We start from the raw sequence: 13,802 nt of genomic DNA, 5'->3' as shown, positions 1-13,802 counted from the left end.
TTACGTAGACTGGGGCGCCCGGCAGCGGAGCTGCCTACCGATGCTTTGCGGCACCATCACGCAGGGAGTTACGACCGTGGCAAGTGGCAACGCGATCCGGGGAAGCCGGGTCGGAGCGGGGCCGATGGGTGAGGCCGAGCGCGGCGAGTCCGCGCCCCGCCTGCGCATCTCCTTCTGGTGCTCGAACGGGCACGAGACGGTGCCGAGCTTCGCCAGTGACGCACAGGTTCCGGAGACGTGGGACTGCCCGCGCTGCGGATTCCCGGCCGGTCAGGACCGGGACAATCCGCCGGACCCGCCGCGTACCGAGCCGTACAAGACCCATCTGGCTTATGTGCGGGAGCGGCGCAGCGACGCGGACGGCGAGGCGATTCTCGCCGAAGCCCTCGCCAAACTGCGCGGCGAACTCTAGAACCGCGGGTACCGCTTCCGGTACCGCACCTTTTCCGGCCGGACACGTGGCACGTGTCCGGCCGAACCGTTTTTCCCGCGTCCCCGCCCTTTCGCCGCCGGTACGGCTCCACTTCGCCGCCGGTACGACTCCACGCGATGGCCGGCGGCATTGTCAGTGGCACCCCGTACGGTCTGTTCCAGTCGACCGGGAGGGGTAGCGATGACGGCTGTCGGCACGGGGGAGGTACGGGCGCCCGCCTGGCGCGGGGGGTTCGGGCGGCTGTGGTCGGCCGCGGTCGTCTCGCGGTTCGGTGACGCGCTGCGGACGGCGGCCCTGCCGCTGCTCGCCGCCTCGCTCACGGACAACCCGCTGCTGATCGCCTCGGTGACGGCCTGCGGCTATCTGCCGTGGCTGCTGTTCGGGCTGGTCGGCGGGGCGCTCGCGGACCGGGTCGACCAGCGGCGGGCGATGTGGGGCGTCGACCTGGCGCGGGCCGTGCTGATGGCGGCCTTCGCAGTGGCCGTCGCCCTCGGGCACGCGTCGATCGCGCTGCTCCTGGCACTCGCGTTCCTGCTCACCACGTTCCAGACGCTTTTCGACAACGCGGCCTCCGCCCTGCTGCCCTCCGTGGTGGCGCGTCCGGTCCTCGCCGCTGCCAACGCCCGGCTGATGACCGGGCAGCAGATCGCGAGCGCCTTCCTCGCCGCCCCGCTGGTCCCGTTGCTGCTGCTCGTCGGCGTCGCCGCGCCGCACGCGGCCAACGCGGTCACGTACGGGATGGCGGCCCTGCTCATCGCCTCCCTGCGGATCGCGGCGCCGCAGCGCCCGCCCCGCGCGGCCGGTTCCACGCTGCGCGCGGAGATCGCCGGGGGGATCCGGTTTCTGGCGGGGGACCGGACGCTGCGCGGGCTGTGCCTGGCCACGACGCTCTGCAACATCGCGATGGGAGGGCTGATCGCGACGCTGGTCCTGCATGTCACGGGCTGGCTGGGCGGCGGCGACCGGGCGTACGCGCTGACGCTCACGGCCTTCGGCGCGGGGAGCGTGGTCGGCGGTCTGCTGGCCGGGCGACTCGCCGAGCGGATCGGGCGCGTACGGGCCATGTTCCTGGCCGGATCCGTACAGATAGCCTGCCTGGCCGCGCTCGGCTCGGTACGGGAGATCTGGGCGCCGGCGCTCTGCCTCGGGATCTTCGGAGCGATGAACATGGTGTGGAACGTCAGCCAGACCACCCTGACGCAGGAGCGCAGCCCCCAGGAGATGCTGGGCCGGATCAGCTCCGCGTTCCGTACCCTCGCGCTCGCCGGGGCGCCGCTCGGCGCGCTGCTGGCCGGGGCCGCGGCGGCCGGCTGGGGGCTGAACACCCCCGCCCTGCTCGCCGCCGGGCTCTTCGCACTGGCTGTCGCCTCGCTCGGCACTCTGATCAATTAAGTTGGGACGGACAGTGGGGACAGACAGACTCGCGGGCGTATAGCCACGCCGGCACACAGGCACGAGAAGAAGTGGGCTGATGTCCGAGATGAACGCGGAAAGCCGTACCAGGCTCAACCGGACGCCCGAGTGGAGCGCTCTGGGCAAGCACCGGGAACAGTTGGCGGGCACCTCTCTGCGGGAGCTGTTCGCCGCCGACCCGGCGCGCGGCACCGGCTACACCCTCCGGGTGGGGGACCTGTACCTGGACTACTCCAAGCACCTGGTGACGGACGAGACACTGGCGCTCCTGCGCGAGCTGGCCTCGGCCACCGGGGTCGCGGAGCTGCGGGACGCGATGTTCCGCGGCGAGAAGATCAACACCACCGAGGACCGCGCCGTCCTGCACACCGCGCTCCGCGCCCCGCGCGACGCCGTGATCGAGGTCGACGGGGAGAACGTCGTCCCGGCGGTGCACGCCGTGCTCGACCGGATGGCCACCTTCGCCGACCAGGTCAGGCACGGCGAGTGGACGGGCCACACCGGGCTGCCCATCAGGAACATCGTCAACATCGGCATCGGCGGCTCCGACCTCGGCCCCGCCATGGCGTACGAGACGCTGCGCTCCTTCACCGACCGCGACCTGACGGTCCGTTTCGTCTCCAACGTGGACGGCGCCGACCTGCACGAGGCGGTACGGGACCTGGACCCGGCCCAGACGCTCTTCATCGTCGCGTCCAAGACCTTCACCACCATCGAGACCATCACCAACGCGACCTCGGCCCGCGACTGGCTGCTGACGGAGCTGCGGGCCGGTCCCGAGGCGATCGCCAAGCACTTCGTGGCGCTGTCCACGAACGCCGAGAAGGTCGCCGACTTCGGTATCGACACGGCGAACATGTTCGAGTTCTGGGACTGGGTCGGCGGACGCTACTCGTACGACTCGGCCATCGGGCTCTCGCTGATGATCGCGATCGGGCCCCGCCGGTTCCGCGAGATGCTGGACGGCTTCCACCTCGTCGACGAGCACTTCCGCACCGCGCCCCCCGAGGAGAACGCGCCGCTGCTGCTCGGGCTCCTGGGCGTCTGGTACGGAGCGTTCTTCGACGCCCAGTCGCACGCGGTCCTGCCGTACAGCCACTACCTGTCCAAGTTCACGGCCTATCTCCAGCAGCTCGACATGGAGTCGAACGGCAAGTCCGTGGACCGGGACGGCCGTCCGGTGGAGTGGCAGACCGGTCCCGTGGTCTGGGGCACCCCGGGCACCAACGGACAGCACGCGTACTACCAGCTCATCCACCAGGGGACGAAGGTCATCCCGGCGGACTTCATCGGCTTCGCCCGGCCCGTGGACGATCTGCTGCGCGGTCTGGTCGCCCAGCACGACCTGCTGATGGCGAACTTCTTCGCCCAGACCCAGGCGCTCGCCTTCGGTAAGACGCCCGAGGAGGTACGGGCCGAGGGGGTGGCCGAGGAGCTGGTGCCGCACAAGACGTTCCGGGGCGACCACCCGACCACGACCATCCTCGCGGAGACGCTGACCCCGTCCGTGCTGGGCCAGTTGATCGCGCTGTACGAGCACAAGGTGTTCGTACAGGGAGCCCTGTGGAACATCGACTCCTTCGACCAGTGGGGCGTCGAACTGGGCAAGGTCCTCGCCAAGGAGATCGAGCCCGTGCTCACCGGCGAGGCGGCGGGCGACCGGCTCGACGGCTCGACGGCCGCGCTGGTCGCCACGTACCGCTCGCTGCGGGGCCGCTGAGCCGATGGGGGAGGGGGTGCGAAGACTGCGACCGCCGAACAACACGCTGGACGAGCGTGCCGTCGGCTGGTGGCGCGCGCAGTGCCTGCTGGCGACGCTGGTCCCGGTGGCCGTGCTGGTGGTGCTCGGCGTGCTCATCGCGCCCGCGCGGGGATGGCTGCTGGGCCCGGCGGCCGCCCTCGCGGTGCTGGGTCTCGCCGGTACGGCGCTGATACCCGTGTGGTGGTTCAAGGTGCACCGCTGGGAGGTGACGGACGAGGCCGTGTACGTCCGTACCGGCTTCTTCCGGCAGGAGTGGCGGATCGCGCCGATGTCCCGGATCCAGACCGTGGACACCGTGCGCGGCCCGCTGGAGCAGCTTTTCAGGCTCTCCACCGTCATCGTCACGACCGCCTCCTCCAAGGGCGCGGTGCACCTGCGGGGCCTCGACCACGAGCTGGCCGCGGGGCTCGCCGAGCGCCTGACCCACATCACCCAGGCCACGCCGGGGGACGCGACATGAGCGGCCCGCCGGAACCGGCCGTGGAGGCTGCGGACGCCGCCGCCCCGGACGCCACCGCACCGGCCGGGCTGGCGGGTACCGAGGCGGAGTGGCGGCGGCTCGACCGGCGCACCCTGCTGGCCACCGCCCTCGTCCTGGCCGGGGTCGTCCTCGGCGCCGGGCTGCCCACCGCCGTCGGCATGGCCGGCCGGATGCCGCTGGGCGAGTCGGTGGCCTGGGTGGTGGCCGGGGCCACCCTGCTCGTCGTCGCCGGCACGGGCGGTGAATACGTCCGCTGGCGCCGCACCCGCTACCGGATAGGGCCCGAGCGCGCCGAACTTCATACGGGCCTGTTCCTGGTCAAACGCCGTTCACTGGCCCGGGAACGGATCCGCAGCGTCGATCTGACGGCACATCCGCTGCTGCGGATCCTCGGCCTCGTGAAGGTCCGTATCGGCACCGGCGAGCATTCCGGCGGCGAGTCCACACTGGAACTCGACCCGGTCACCCGGGCCGAGGGCGAACGGCTCCGTACGGAACTGCTCGACCGGACCCCGGACGGAGCCGGGACCCACCCCGAGGGCATGCTCGCCGTCCTCGACCCTCGCTGGCTGCGGTACGCGCCGATCTCGTTCGTCGCCCCGGTGCTCGGCGGCGCGGCGGCCGGCGGGCTGCTCCAGATCAGCGAGTGGTTCGGCGCGCAGACCCAGGTCATCGCCTGGATACGGGACCGCTTCGAGAGCACCCCGCTCGTCTGGACGGTGCTGATCCTGGTGGCCGCCGCGGCGCTCGCGGGCATCGTCGGCGCGCTCGGCCTGTGGATCGAGATGTGGTGGAACTACCGGCTGGAGCGTGAGCCCGGCGGCACCCTTCGGGTCCGCCGCGGACTGCTCACCTCCCGCTCCGTCTCCATCGAGGAGCGCCGGCTGCGCGGCGTCGAGCTGGTCGAACCGCTGGGCGTCCGGCTGGCGGGCGCGGCGCGGGTGGACGCGGTCGCCACCGGCCTCACCCAGGACGACGAGGACGAACACGCCGACAACAAGGCGCTGCTGCCCGCCGCGCCCCGTGCGACGGCCCACACGGTGGCCGCGCGGGTCCTGCGGGAGACCGTCTCCCCGACGGACCCGGCCCCTCTGATCCGGCACCCGCGCGCCGCCCGGGGCCGCAGGCTGCGCTGGTCCCTGGCCGCCGCGCTGCTGCCGGTGGCGCTGCTCGCCGGGCTCGGGCTGCTGCTGACGGATGTCCTCCTGCCGGTGGCGGCGGCCTGTGCGGTGCTGCTGCTCCCGGCGGCGGTCCTGCTCGCCCTGGATGCCTACCGGAATCTGGGCCACGGTCTGAGCGGCGGCTATCTGGTGGCCCGCTCGGGCACGGTCCGCCGCTCGACGGTTGTGCTCCAGCGGACCGGCGTGATCGGCTGGACGGTCCGGCAGTCCCTCTTCCAGCGCCGGGCCGGCCTGGTCACCCTCACGGCCACGACGGCCGCGGGAGAGGGCGCGTACCACGTGCACGACGCGGCGGAGAGCGAGGCCCTGGCCTTCGCGGACGCGGCGGTTCCGGGCCTGCTGAGGCCGTTCCTGGAGATGCCCGTCCCTGAGACATCTCTCCTGGAGAAGCCCTTTCCGCAGCCCGGGAAGCATTGATCCACCCGGCGGGCGCCCCCGCCCGTACACCTGCGCGGCCCGGCCGCCGGGGAGGCGAGCCGGGCCGCGCAGGTGTACGGACCCTCAGGGGAACTCTCAGGCGGAGGCCGGGGGGTACAGATCGCGGGGGAGGGCCGAGGCCGCCGCCGCGTCCAGCAGCCACAGGGTGCGGCTGCGGCCGTACGCACCGGCCGCCGGGGCCTGGATCTCACCCGCGCCGGACAGCGCGATCTCCGCCGCCTTCGCCTTGTCCTCGCCCGCCGCCAGCAGCCAGACCTCGTGCGCCGCGCGGATCGCGGGCAGGGTGAGGGAGATCCGCAGCGGCGGCGGCTTGGGTGCGCCGTGCACCGCGACCACCGTGCGCTCGGTCTCCCGGACGCCCGGCAGCTCGGGGAAGAGCGACGCGACATGGGTGTCCGGGCCCACCCCCAGCATCAGCACGTCGAAGGTCGGCACCGGGCCGTGGTCCTCGGGCCTGGCCGCCGCGGCCAGCTCCGTGGCGTACGCGGCCGCGGCCGCCTCCACATCGCTGCCGTACGGCCCGTCCGAGGCGGCCATCGCGTGCACCCGCTCCGGGGCCAGCGGCACCGAGTCGAGCAGTGCCTCCCGGGCCTGCGTGACGTTCCGCTCCGGGTCGCCCTCCGGCAGGAAGCGTTCGTCGCCCCACCACAGGTCGAGCCGTGACCAGTCCACCGCGTCCCTGGCGGGCGCCGCCGACAGCGCGGCCAGCAGCCCGTTGCCGTTGCGCCCGCCCGTCAGCACCACCGACGCGGAGCCGCGCGCGGCCTGGGCGTCCACGATCTTCGTGATCAGCCGGGCCGCCGCGGCCTGCGCCATCAGCTCCTTGTCGCGGTGGACGACGAGCTGCGGAGCGCTCACTTCGATGCCGCCTTCTTCACCGGCATGCTCGCCGGCGTGACCGGATGCGTGGGCGCGTGCTCCGACGAACCCGCCTCCCGTGTCGGCAGCGGCGGCATGGAGGAGGACTTCGAGTCCCCCAGCCGGTGCACACCGAACTTCAGCGCCGACGCGTAGGTGTCGTCCGGGTCCAGCCGGCGCAGCTCCTCCGTGATCAGCTCCGCGGTGTCCCGGCGCTTCAGGGCGACCGCGCGGTCCGGCTGCCCCTCGATGGAGAGCGTCGCGAGCGAGCCGTCGGCCCGGTCCAGCTTGATCGGCCCGCAGGTCGTCTCCATCCGGACCGCCGTGAGCCCGGGGCCCGAGGAGACGGAGCGCCGTACCGGCACCCGCAGCCGGTTCGCCAGCCACATCGCGAGCAGTTCACCGCTCGGGTTGTGCTCCTCGCCCTCCACCTCGACCGAGGTGACCTTGCAGTCCACCTGGTCCAGGGCCGCCGCGACCATCGAGCGCCACGGCGTGATCCTGGTCCAGGACAGATCGGTGTCGCCCGGGGTGTAGGCGTCGGCGCGGGCCGTCAGCTCCTCCACCGGGTGCTCGGCCGCGTACGTGTCCGTCACACGGCGCTGCGCCAGCTTGCCCAGCGCGTCCTTGGCCGGGTTGACCGGTGCGTTGACCGGCCACCAGACCACGACGGGCGCGTCGGGCAGCAGCAGCGGCAGCACCACCGACTGGGCGTGGTCCGTCACCTCGCCGTACAGCCGCAGGACGACCGTCTCGCCGGTGCCCGCGTCCGTGCCGACCCGTACCTCGGCGTCGAGCCGGGCCTGCGCCCGGTCGCGCGCCGAGCGCGAGACCCGCTTCACGACGACGAGCTTGCGCGACGGGTGCTCGCGGGACGCCTCGTTGGCCGCCTTGAGCGCGTCGTACGCGTTCTCCTCGTCGGTGACGATGACCAGCGTGAGGACCATGCCGACCGCAGGTGTGCCGATCGCGCGGCGCCCCTGCACCAGCGCCTTGTTGATCTTGCTGGACGTGGTGTCCGTAAGGTCGATCTTCATGGCCGACGCCAGCTCCGTCCGTCTCGTGCGAGCATTTCGTCCGCCTCGACCGGACCCCAGGTCCCGGACGCGTACTGCGCGGGCTTGCCGTGCTTGTCCCAGTAGTGCTCGATCGGGTCGAGGATCTTCCAGGACAGCTCGACCTCCTCCAATCGCGGGAAGAGGTTCGAGTCGCCGAGCAGCACATCGAGGATGAGCCGCTCGTACGCCTCGGGGCTGGACTCCGTGAAGGACTCGCCGTACGCGAAGTCCATCGAGACGTCCCGGACCTCCATCGAGGTGCCGGGGACCTTCGAGCCGAACCTCATCGTCACGCCCTCGTCCGGCTGGACGCGGATGACCAGGGCGTTCTGCCCCAGCTCCTCCGTGGCCGTGTGGTCGAAGGGCGAGTGCGGCGCACGCTGGAAGATGACCGCGATCTCCGTGACCCGGCGGCCGAGCCGCTTGCCGGTACGGAGGTAGAAGGGGACGCCGGCCCAGCGGCGGTTGTCGATCTCCAGCTTCACCGCCGCGTAGGTGTCGGTCTTCGACCGGGCGTCGATCCCGTCCTCCTGGAGATAGCCGACGGCCTGCTCGCCGCCCTGCCAGCCCGCGGCGTACTGCCCGCGCACCGTGCCCTCTCCCAGGTCCTTGGGCAGCTTCACCGCGCCCAGCACCTTGGTCTTCTCCGCGACCAGCGCGTCCGCGTCGAAGGAGGCGGGCTCCTCCATCGCGGTCAGCGCGAGCAGCTGGAGCAGGTGGTTCTGGATGACGTCACGGGCCGCGCCGATGCCGTCGTAGTAGCCGGCCCGGCCGCCGATGCCGATGTCCTCGGCCATCGTGATCTGGACATGGTCGACGTACGACCGGTTCCAGATCGGCTCGAAGAGGGTGTTGGCGAACCGCAGCGCCAGGATGTTCTGGACGGTCTCCTTGCCCAGGTAGTGGTCGATCCTGAAGACCTCGTTGGACGGGAAGACCTCGTGGACGACCTTGTTCAGCTCCTTGGCGGAGGCCAGGTCGTGCCCGAACGGCTTCTCGATGACCGCGCGGCGCCAGGAGCCCTCCGTCTGGTCGGCCAGCCCGTGCTTCTTGAGCTGCTGGACGACCTGCGGGAAGAACTTCGGCGGCACGGAGAGGTAGAACGCGAAGTTCCCGCCCGTGCCCTGGGCCTTGTCCAGCTCCGCGATCGTCGACTTCAGGTTCTCGAACGCGTCGTCGTCGTCGAAGTCGCCCTGGACGAAGCGCATCCCCTGGACGAGCTGCTGCCAGACCTCCTCACGGAACGGCGTACGCGCGTGTTCCTTGACCGCGTCGTGTACCTCCTGCGCGAAGTCCTCGTCCTGCCATTCACGGCGGGCGAAGCCGACGAGGGAGAAGCCCGGCGGCAGCAGACCACGGTTGGCGAGGTCGTAGACCGCAGGCATCAGCTTTTTGCGGGACAAATCGCCCGTGACGCCAAAGATGACCAGGCCCGACGGCCCCGCGATACGCGGGAGCCGTCGGTCCGCGGCGTCACGGAGCGGGTTCGCTCCGTGGGTTGCGGTCAAGGGTTCAGCCCTCCGAAGGGGCGAGGCGCTTGAGCTCCGCCTCGGTCGACTTGAGCAGATCGTTCCAGGACGTCGCGAACTTCTCGACGCCCTCGTCCTCCAGGAGCTGGACGACCTCGTCGTACGAGATGCCCAGCTTCTCCACGGCCTCCAGGTCGGCGCGCGCCGTGTCGTACGTGCCGCGCACCGTGTCACCGGTGATCCGGCCGTGGTCGGCGGTGGCTTCGAGGGTGGCCTCCGGCATGGTGTTCACCGTGTTGGGCGCGACCAGCTCGTCCACGTACAGCGTGTCCTTGTACGCGGGGTCCTTGACGCCCGTCGAGGCCCACAGCGGACGCTGCTTGTTGGCCTGAGCGCGGTCCAGGGCGGCCCAGCGGTCCGAAGAGAAGATCTCCTCGTACGCCTCGTACGCGAGCCGCGCGTTGGCCAGGGCCGCCTTGCCGCGGGCCTCCTTGGCCTCGGGCGTGCCCAGCGCGTCGAGCCGCTTGTCGATCTCGGTGTCCACCCGGGACACGAAGAAGGACGCCACCGAGTGGATCTTGGAGAGGTCGAGGCCCGCGGCCTTCGCCTTCTCCAGACCCGCGACATAGGCGTCCATGACCTCGCGGTACCGCTCCAGCGAGAAGATCAGCGTGACGTTCACGCTGATGCCCCGGCCGATGGTCTCGGTGATCGCGGGCAGCCCCGCCTTCGTCGCCGGGATCTTGATGAGGGTGTTGGGGCGGTCCACCAGCCAGGCGAGCTGCTTCGCCTCGGCGATGGTCGCCGTGGTGTTGTGCGCGAGACGGGGGTCGACCTCGATGGAGACCCGGCCGTCCTGGCCCTGCGTCGCGTCGAAGACGGGGCGCAGGATGTCGGCGGCGTCCCGGACGTCCGCCGTCGTGATCATGCGGATGGCTTCCTCGACGGTGACCTTCCGGGCGGCGAGGTCGGTGAGCTGGGTGTCGTACCCGTCGCCGCCCGAGATCGCCTTCTGGAAGATCGACGGGTTGGTCGTGACACCCACCACGTGCGACTGGTCGAGGAGCTCCGCCAGGTTCCCGGACGTGATCCGCTTACGCGACAGGTCGTCGAGCCAGATCGCGACGCCTTCGTCGGAGAGGCGCTTGAGTGCGTCTGTCATGAGGTTTGCATCTCCTACAGTTCGTATATTGGCGTCAGCGCGCCGCGGCCTCAAGAGATTCCCGGGCGGCGGTGACCACCGCGTCGGCGGTGAAACCGAACTCGCGGAAGAGGACCTTGGCGTCCGCCGAAGCCCCGAAGTGCTCCAGCGACACGATCCGGCCCGCGTCGCCCACGTACCGGTACCAGGTGAGCCCGATACCGGCCTCGACCGCCACCCGCGCCTTCACGGCCGGCGGCAGGACGCTGTCCTTGTACGCCTGGTCCTGCTCCTCGAACCACTCGACCGACGGCATCGAGACGACCCGCGCCGGCACCCCGGCCGCCTGGAGCTGCTCACGCGCCTCCACCGCGAGCTGCACCTCGGAGCCCGTACCGATCAGCACGACCTGCGGGGTGGTGGCCTGTCCGTCCGGCCCCTCGGCGTCGAACAGGACGTAACCGCCCTTCGCCGCCTCCTCGTTGGCCTCGTACGTCGGCACGCCCTGGCGGGTCAGCGCCAGGCCGTGCGGGGCGCCCTTGTCGTGCCGCTTGAGGATCTCGGCCCAGGCGATCACCGTCTCGTTGGCGTCGGCCGGGCGGACGATGTTCAGGCCGGGGATGGCGCGCAGCGCCGACAGGTGCTCGACCGGCTGGTGCGTCGGGCCGTCCTCGCCGAGGCCGATGGAGTCGTGCGTCCACACGTAGGTGACGGGGGCCTTCATCAGCGCGGCGAGCCGGACGGCGGGGCGCATGTAGTCGGAGAACACCAGGAAGGTGCCTCCGTAGATACGGGTGTTGCCGTGCAGCGCGATGCCGTTCATCGTCGAGCCCATCGCGTGCTCGCGGATGCCGTAGTGCACCGTGCGGCCGTAAGGCGACGCCTCCGGCAGCGGGTTGCCCTCGGGGAGGAACGACGACGTCTTGTCGATGGTCGTGTTGTTCGAGCCCGCGAGGTCGGCGGAACCGCCCCACAGCTCGGGGATGACCTCACCCAGCGCCTGGAGGACCTTGCCGGACGCGGCGCGCGTGGCGACGGCCTTGCCGGTCTCGAACGCGGGCAGCTTGTCCTGCCAGCCCTCCGGCAGCTCGCCCGCCCGCACGCGGTCGAACGTGGCCGCGCGCTCCGGGTTGGCGGTGCGCCAGGCGGCGAAGGTCTTCTCCCAGGCCGCGCGGGCCTCGCGGCCCCGGTCCAGCGCCTCACGCGTGTGCGCGATGACCTCGTCCTCGACGGCGAAGGACTTCTCGGGGTCGAATCCGAGCACTTCCTTCGTCGCCGCGACCTCGTCGGCGCCGAGCGCCGAGCCGTGCGCCGCCTCGGTGTTCTGCGCGTTCGGCGCGGGCCAGGCGATGATCGAGCGGGCCGCGATGAACGAGGGGCGCTCCGTCTCGGCCTTGGCCGCCTTCAGCGCCTCGTACAGGGCGTAGGGGTCGAGGTCGCCGTCGGGCGCCTGCTCGACCCGCTGGACGTGCCAGCCGTACGCCTCGTACCGCTTCAGGGTGTCCTCGGAGACCGCGGTCTCCGTGTCGCCCTCGATCGAGATGTGGTTGTCGTCCCACAGCAGGACCAGGTTGCCCAGCTTCTGGTGCCCGGCCAGCGAGGACGCCTCGGCGGAGATGCCCTCCTGGAGGCAGCCGTCGCCCGCGACGGCGTAGATGGTGTGGTCGAACGGCGAGGTGCCCGCCGCCGCCTCCGGGTCGTACAGTCCGCGCTCGTACCGCGCCGCCATCGCCATGCCCACCGCGTTCGCGACACCCTGTCCGAGGGGGCCCGTGGTGGTCTCCACGCCGACCGTGTGTCCGTGCTCCGGGTGGCCCGGGGTCTTCGAGCCCCAGGTACGGAAGGCCTCCAGGTCGCTCAGCTCCAGGCCGTACCCGGCCAGATAGAGCTGGGTGTAGAGCGTCAGGGACGTGTGGCCCACCGAGAGGATGAACCGGTCACGGCCGGTCCACTGCGCGTCGGAGGGGTCGTGGCGCATCAGCTTCTGGAAGAGCACGTACGCGGCGGGGGCCAGGCTCATGGCCGTACCCGGATGGCCGTTGCCGACCTTCTGTACGGAATCCATGGCCAGGACGCGGGCGGTGTCTACAGCCCGACGGTCCAATTCGGTCCATTCAAGGTCTGTGGTGGTCGGCTTGGTGCTCACCCTGAGTCAGGGCTCCTCTCCACATGTTCTCATCCCGGTGTCTGAGGGCGCACCGGGTCATTGTCGAGCCTACCCGCAGCATCCGACATCTTTCCGAGCGTCTTTCCAGGGTGCGGTGCGCGCGGGAACTTCGCCTCTCGGCGGGCTGTCGGCAGGGTGTACGGGGCGGGTCGGGACCGTGTTCAACGCGGCGTTCAACACGACTCCGCACGCCCCACCCCGGCGCCGAACGGGATATGGGCAACGTCTAGAGTGGCGCGGTAAGCGCAAGTCTTTACGGGGCCTTCACTGCCGGAAGCTTGCTGGGATTTCTCTGTCAGGGGTGTGTGTGACGGTCGTCGAGTCCCGACCCGCAGGGGTCGCCTTGACTCCGAGCTCGGGGGGCCACCGGCCGTTCGGTGCCCGCGTCAAGGCGTTCGTGATGCTGACCAAGCCGCGGATCATCGAACTGCTGCTGATCACCACCGTTCCGGTGATGTTCCTGGCTCAGCAGGGAGTGCCGAATCTGCTGCTGGTGCTCACCACGTGTATCGGCGGCTATCTCTCCGCCGGTGGCGCCAACGCGCTCAACATGTATATCGACCGCGACATCGACGCGCTGATGGACCGCACGTCACAGCGCCCCCTTGTCACGGGAATGGTCTCGCCGCGTGAAGGACTTGTCTTCGGCCTCACGTTGACGGTCGTCTCGACCCTCTGGTTCGGCTTTCTCGTCAACTGGCTGTCCGCGGTCCTCTCGCTGGGTGCGCTGCTTCTCTACGTCGTCGTCTACACGATGATCCTCAAGCGCCGTACCTCGCAGAACATCGTCTGGGGCGGTATCGCGGGCTGTATGCCGGTGCTGATCGGCTGGTCGGCCGTGACGAACTCGGTGTCCTGGGCCGCCGTCATCCTCTTCCTGGTCATGTTCTTCTGGACGCCGCCGCACTACTGGCCCCTGTCGATGCGCGTCAAGGCGGACTACGAGCGCGTGGGCGTCCCGATGCTCCCGGTCGTCGCGACCAACCGCGTGGTGGCCCGCCAGATCGTCCTCTACAGCTGGGTGATGGTCGCCGTCTCCCTGCTGTTGACGCCGCTGGGGTACACCGGGTGGTTCTACACGGTGGTGGCGCTCCTGGCCGGCGGGTTCTGGCTCTGGGAGGCGCACGGACTCCAGTCGCGCGCCAGGGCCGGGGAGTCGGGCGCGAAGCTCAAGGAGATGCGGCTGTTCCACTGGTCCATCACCTATGTGTCGCTGCTCTTCGTGGCCGTCGCGGTGGACCCCTTCCTCCGCTAGGCGCTCTCCGGGAGCGGACGTTTCACCCGCGACGGGCGGGGGGGGGGGGGGGGGGCCCCCCCCCCCCCCCCGCGCCCCCCGGGCCCCCCGGGCCCCCGCCCCCCCCCCCCCCGGGGGCCCCCCCCCCCCGCCCCCCCGGCGGGCCC

General features: G+C 71.1%; 11 protein-coding genes. 6 read left to right on the top strand and 5 right to left on the bottom strand.

Annotated features, from left to right (window positions below):
* Nucleotides 1–76 precede the first annotated feature (76 nt).
* The 5 genes from ACIQ7D_RS26520 to ACIQ7D_RS26500 all read left to right on the top strand — a co-directional run bounded on the left by ACIQ7D_RS26520 (nt 77) and on the right by ACIQ7D_RS26500 (nt 5,687).
* Complete coding sequence (locus ACIQ7D_RS26520; protein ID WP_078854845.1) at nt 77–412, top strand: RNA polymerase-binding protein RbpA; 336 nt, start codon at nt 77–79, stop codon at nt 410–412.
* 201 nt (nt 413–613) lie between these two features.
* The gene (locus tag ACIQ7D_RS26515) at nt 614–1,825 is read left to right on the top strand and encodes an MFS transporter (RefSeq protein WP_403941521.1); all 1,212 of its coding nucleotides are present in this window, start codon (nt 614–616) and stop codon (nt 1,823–1,825) included.
* A gap of 88 nt (nt 1,826–1,913) precedes the next feature.
* Complete coding sequence (gene pgi / locus ACIQ7D_RS26510) at nt 1,914–3,566, top strand: glucose-6-phosphate isomerase (protein WP_403941685.1); 1,653 nt, start codon at nt 1,914–1,916, stop codon at nt 3,564–3,566.
* A 4-nt stretch (nt 3,567–3,570) separates the two neighbouring features.
* The gene (locus ACIQ7D_RS26505) at nt 3,571–4,068 is read left to right on the top strand and encodes a PH domain-containing protein (protein ID WP_403941519.1); all 498 of its coding nucleotides are present in this window, start codon (nt 3,571–3,573) and stop codon (nt 4,066–4,068) included.
* Nucleotides 4,065–5,687, top strand: coding sequence for a PH domain-containing protein (locus ACIQ7D_RS26500; RefSeq protein ID WP_403941517.1), 1,623 nt, complete (start codon nt 4,065–4,067; stop codon nt 5,685–5,687). Before ACIQ7D_RS26505 ends, ACIQ7D_RS26500 begins: the two co-directional genes overlap by 4 nt.
* A 96-nt stretch (nt 5,688–5,783) precedes the next feature.
* On the opposite strand, the gene pgl is transcribed toward ACIQ7D_RS26500, so the two are convergent.
* Genes pgl through tkt form a run of 5 tightly spaced genes read right to left on the bottom strand, consistent with a single transcriptional unit; the run spans nt 5,784 to nt 12,380 of the window.
* Nucleotides 5,784–6,566, bottom strand: a complete 783-nt coding sequence (pgl, locus tag ACIQ7D_RS26495; protein WP_403941515.1) for a 6-phosphogluconolactonase — start codon at nt 6,564–6,566, stop codon at nt 5,784–5,786.
* A complete protein-coding gene (opcA, locus tag ACIQ7D_RS26490; RefSeq protein ID WP_403941513.1) occupies nt 6,563–7,603 on the bottom strand; it encodes a glucose-6-phosphate dehydrogenase assembly protein OpcA in 1,041 nt (346 codons plus the stop codon). The genes pgl and opcA overlap by 4 nt, the downstream gene beginning before the upstream one ends.
* Complete coding sequence (gene zwf, locus ACIQ7D_RS26485) at nt 7,600–9,132, bottom strand: glucose-6-phosphate dehydrogenase (protein WP_403941511.1); 1,533 nt, start codon at nt 9,130–9,132, stop codon at nt 7,600–7,602. The genes opcA and zwf overlap by 4 nt, the downstream gene beginning before the upstream one ends.
* Nucleotides 9,133–9,136: 4 nt before the next feature.
* Nucleotides 9,137–10,255 (bottom strand): transaldolase, encoded by a 1,119-nt coding sequence (gene tal, locus ACIQ7D_RS26480; protein ID WP_403941509.1) that lies wholly within the window; start codon nt 10,253–10,255, stop codon nt 9,137–9,139.
* A gap of 34 nt (nt 10,256–10,289) precedes the next feature.
* Nucleotides 10,290–12,380, bottom strand: coding sequence for a transketolase (gene tkt, locus ACIQ7D_RS26475; RefSeq protein WP_403941507.1), 2,091 nt, complete (start codon nt 12,378–12,380; stop codon nt 10,290–10,292).
* Nucleotides 12,381–12,702: 322 nt separating this feature from the next.
* On the opposite strand from tkt, the gene ACIQ7D_RS26470 reads away from it, so the two are divergent.
* Nucleotides 12,703–13,656: a heme o synthase gene (locus ACIQ7D_RS26470; RefSeq protein WP_403941506.1), complete on the top strand. Its 954-nt coding sequence runs from the start codon at nt 12,703–12,705 to the stop codon at nt 13,654–13,656.
* The last annotated feature ends 146 nt before the right edge of the window (nt 13,657–13,802 follow it).

The organism is Streptomyces sp. NPDC096310 (genome assembly GCF_044763125.1).
Classification (GTDB): Bacteria; Actinomycetota; Actinomycetes; order Streptomycetales; family Streptomycetaceae; genus Streptomyces.
The sequence above is the reverse complement of the archived record's forward strand: the minus strand, read 5'-3'. Positions and strand labels throughout refer to the sequence as shown.

Coding starts and splice junctions, on each gene's coding strand:
- tal (WP_403941509.1), bottom strand. CDS start 10,255: ATGACAGACGCACTCAAGCGCCTCTCCGACGAAGGCGTCGCGATCTGG.
- ACIQ7D_RS26500 (WP_403941517.1), top strand. CDS start 4,065: ATGAGCGGCCCGCCGGAACCGGCCGTGGAGGCTGCGGACGCCGCCGCC.
- pgi (WP_403941685.1), top strand. CDS start 1,914: ATGAACGCGGAAAGCCGTACCAGGCTCAACCGGACGCCCGAGTGGAGC.
- ACIQ7D_RS26515 (WP_403941521.1), top strand. CDS start 614: ATGACGGCTGTCGGCACGGGGGAGGTACGGGCGCCCGCCTGGCGCGGG.
- ACIQ7D_RS26505 (WP_403941519.1), top strand. CDS start 3,571: ATGGGGGAGGGGGTGCGAAGACTGCGACCGCCGAACAACACGCTGGAC.
- opcA (WP_403941513.1), bottom strand. CDS start 7,603: ATGAAGATCGACCTTACGGACACCACGTCCAGCAAGATCAACAAGGCG.